The sequence below is a fragment of the Methylobacterium sp. WL103 genome, assembly GCF_008039885.1.
In the GTDB taxonomy this organism is placed as follows: Bacteria; Pseudomonadota; Alphaproteobacteria; order Rhizobiales; family Beijerinckiaceae; genus Methylobacterium; species Methylobacterium cerastii.
Window position 1 is genome coordinate 1 of the sequence record NZ_VRUX01000515.1, and the last position, 3,073, is coordinate 3,073.

The 3,073-nt window shown below is 70.2% G+C and carries 5 protein-coding genes; 4 read left to right on the forward strand and 1 reads right to left on the reverse strand.

Annotation, left to right across the window (positions count from 1 at the left end):
* The first annotated feature begins 319 nt into the window (after positions 1-319).
* On the forward strand, positions 320-772 hold the full coding sequence (locus FV222_RS21550) for a hypothetical protein (protein WP_238271959.1): 453 nt from the start codon (positions 320-322) through the stop codon (positions 770-772).
* A 172-nt stretch (positions 773-944) separates the two neighbouring features.
* Positions 945-1,148, forward strand: a complete 204-nt coding sequence (locus FV222_RS21555) for a hypothetical protein (RefSeq protein WP_147763852.1) — start codon at positions 945-947, stop codon at positions 1,146-1,148.
* Positions 1,149-1,168: 20 nt separating this feature from the next.
* Here FV222_RS21555 and FV222_RS21560 read toward each other — a convergent pair whose 3' ends face one another.
* Entirely contained in the window at positions 1,169-1,456 is a 288-nt protein-coding gene (locus FV222_RS21560) for an MTH1187 family thiamine-binding protein (RefSeq protein ID WP_147763851.1), read from the reverse strand.
* 177 nt (positions 1,457-1,633) lie between these two features.
* Between FV222_RS21560 and FV222_RS21565 the strand changes: the two genes are divergently transcribed.
* Positions 1,634-2,401, forward strand: a complete 768-nt coding sequence (locus FV222_RS21565; protein ID WP_238271984.1) for a lytic transglycosylase domain-containing protein — start codon at positions 1,634-1,636, stop codon at positions 2,399-2,401.
* A 225-nt stretch (positions 2,402-2,626) separates the two neighbouring features.
* Positions 2,627-3,073 (forward strand): hypothetical protein (locus FV222_RS30725; protein ID WP_210248502.1); only part of this gene is annotated, 447 nt, incomplete at its 3' end.

A 3,073-nucleotide genomic window follows, 5' to 3' on the forward strand; every position in this document is an offset into this window, starting at 1 on the left:
CGCCCGCGTGGCAGGGCCAGCGCCGCTTGACGGGCAGACCCACGGTGTTACCCGTCAGCCCTGGGATCGAGAGCGCTGACGGCGTAGGGAAAATGATGAGTGTCGGCTCATCCCGCTCCCTCCGCCACGAACCGCTGATCGTCTCGCGTTCGCTCGGCACTCGACTTCCAACCCAGCTTCCATCGATCGCGTCGGATCCGCCATCCGCTTCCGTCGGCGCACGCCTCTCGTCGGCCAGTGCGCGTCGGCAGCGCGGTGTGGTAGGCAGGCCGCCGACTCGGCACCGGCAGGTCCGTCGACCGAAGAGGGAGGACATAGCGTGCGCAAGGCAAACACCGCTCCGGCGGGCATCGTAGTGGGAGCCGTGTGGCTCCTCGCGGCCGGCGTCTCCCCGGCGCAGGCGCAGCTCGATACCGTGAACACGATCCCCTGTGCGCAGGAGGGCGGCGTCTGCCGGATGCCGCATCCGACGAACGTGTATTATGGCGTGCCGGGCAAGACCAACGGCCGCCCGTTCCCGCAGGGCGGCGTCATCGCCTGCAACACCCAGACCTTCGGCGATCCCGCGCCCGGCCAACGCAAGAGCTGCTGGTATGCGCCCAAACTCGTCGACAACCGCCGCGGCAATTCCGGGGGATACGGCGGCTACGGCGCGGACGACCGCTCGGGCTACCGCGGGCGCGACCGCGACTACGACCGTCCGACGCGTCGATCGGAGGAATACGACGCGCCGCGCCGGCGCTATCGCGGCGAGCCGGACGACGACGAGTAGGGATCGCAACGCCGTCGGCGTTCCGCGATCGGCAGGAAAGTGCCGATCGCGGAGCGCCAAGGTGCGCTGGAGCACCACGCCGCGGCAGTGTCGGGCGCAGGAAACATTCGTGCAATCCGCGGTGCTTAACCGTCGGTGCGATCGGTGACCTGACGACGGCGAGGCAGCACACATGACGACCGCGACCCGGCTCCTGCACCTTCCCGTCGTCCTCGTGGCCCTCGCCTTCGCCGCGACGCCCCTGGCGAGCCCCCTCCTCCTGGCGCTCGCCGCCTTCGCCGGCGGGCTGCTCCTGGCCTATCGCTGCCTGGCCGACCTGATGTCGGCGGAGCACGAGACCACGGTGGGCCAGACGGTATTTCGCCACTACCTCTGAGCGAGGAAGTCCGGACCGGGCTACGACACCGCGGTCAGCTTGTCGGCCATCGTCTGCGCCTTGTCCCGGCGCGACGAGAACGCCATCGTGAAGAACACGCGCTGCACGCCGAGCTCGGTCAGGCGCGCCTCGCACAGCTCGATCAGGCGGCAGATGTCGGCGAGCTCGCCCTCGATGTTGGTGCCGTTGGCGTGCATCTCGGCGTTCAGCCCGCTCGTCTCCAGGATCGCCTTGATCTCGCGGACGTAGGACGACACCGAGGGGCCGACGCCCATCGGCACGATGCACAGATCTGCAACAACCTTCATGAACTTGTCCTCGGTGGCGAACCTGGGGTTATGTCCGGCGGCATCGCCCGCTACATAGCGAGCCACAATCCGGAAAGCCGGCCCGGTGCCGTTCTGGCCGAACCGTGCCGCGTTTCCCAGCCCGACCCCGCCTTTGCGATGGAGATCTCCGTGACCGACACCAAGCGCCGCAGCACACTGGCGGCCGTCGCCGCGGTGGCGCTCGCCTGTCTCGCCGGAGGCGCCGAGGCGGCCCAATGCGGCAACTCGGCCGCCGGCTTCGAGGCCTGGAAGTCTCAGTTCGCCCAGGAGGCCCAGGGCCGCGCCAGCGCCGCGAGCCTCGCGGCGCTCCGCGAGACCAACTATTCCACGGCCACCATCTCGGCCGATCGCGGCCAGAAAAGCTTCAAGCTCTCGCTCGACCAGTTCCTGGCCAAACGCGGCGCGACCACGATCGTCTCCCGTGGGCGGGCGCTGAAGCGCCAGAACGCGGCCCTGTTCGCGCAGATCGAGCAGCGCTACGGCGTCCCCCCAGGGCCGCTCCTGGCGATCTGGGGCATGGAGACCGGGTTCGGCGCCGTGCGCGGCAACGTCAACACGCTGTCGGCGGTGGCGACGCTGGCCTACGATTGCCGCCGCTCGGCCTACTTCACCGACCAGCTCTATGCGGCGCTCACCCTCGTCGATCGCGGCATGCTCTCGTCCAGCACCCGCGGCGCGGCGCATGGCGAGGTCGGGCACACCCAGTTCCTGCCGAAGAACGTGCTGACCTACGGGACCGGCGACCTCAACAACGTCGGCGCGGCGCTCAGCTCCACCGCGAATTTCCTGAAGGGCCACGGCTGGCAGGCCGGGGCCGGCTACCAGCCCGGCGAGCCGAACTTCGCTGCGCTCCAGGGCTGGAACGCCGCCACGGTGTACCAGCGCGCGATCGCGCAGATGGGCCGGCAGATCGACGGCGAATAGGACCAGCGCCTGATCGCACCGCCGAAGCGATGAATCAGGGCCGAGAACCGCCACGATTCATCCTCGGTCAACCATAATCCCGCCCCGGAAAAGCCGGGCGGGCTGGGCCTTTTGCCCTCTCGGCCGATCGGGCCGGGAGGGTGCCGGTCCGACCGCACGCACGGACGCGTCCGGCGACAGCGGCTCGGGATCGACGGCATCCGTATCGAAACGGGCGTCGTCCTCATGGTCCGAGACCCCCTCGCAGAAGCCCCTTCCGCTCAACAGCTGTTCCCGGCGCAACGCCATCGTTCGAACGCCGGCCTTCGGCGCCTCGCCCTGAGGGCGGCATCGGTCGCGGCGATCGCCGCCCTGGTCTCCGGGAGCGTCGTCCTCGGCGGCCTGCCGCGCGGGCCGACAATCACCGAGGCGCTGGTCGCCTCGACGGATCCGGCAACGAGCGAAGCGGCGGAGGAGCCGGCTCCGACGCTCGGCGCGGAGGCCCGGCAGCGCTGGCGCGAAGCGCTGCTCGAAGCCTTCCCCGACTGGTCCGCCGGGCGGCCGCAGGCCCCGTCCGAGCAAACATCGCCCGAGCAGGCGTCCCCCACCCCGTTCGCGCAGACACATCGCCGAGCCCGCGAGCCCGGACCCGGAGGCGTATGCCGGCGTGTGCGTGATAAAAACGACGCGGGG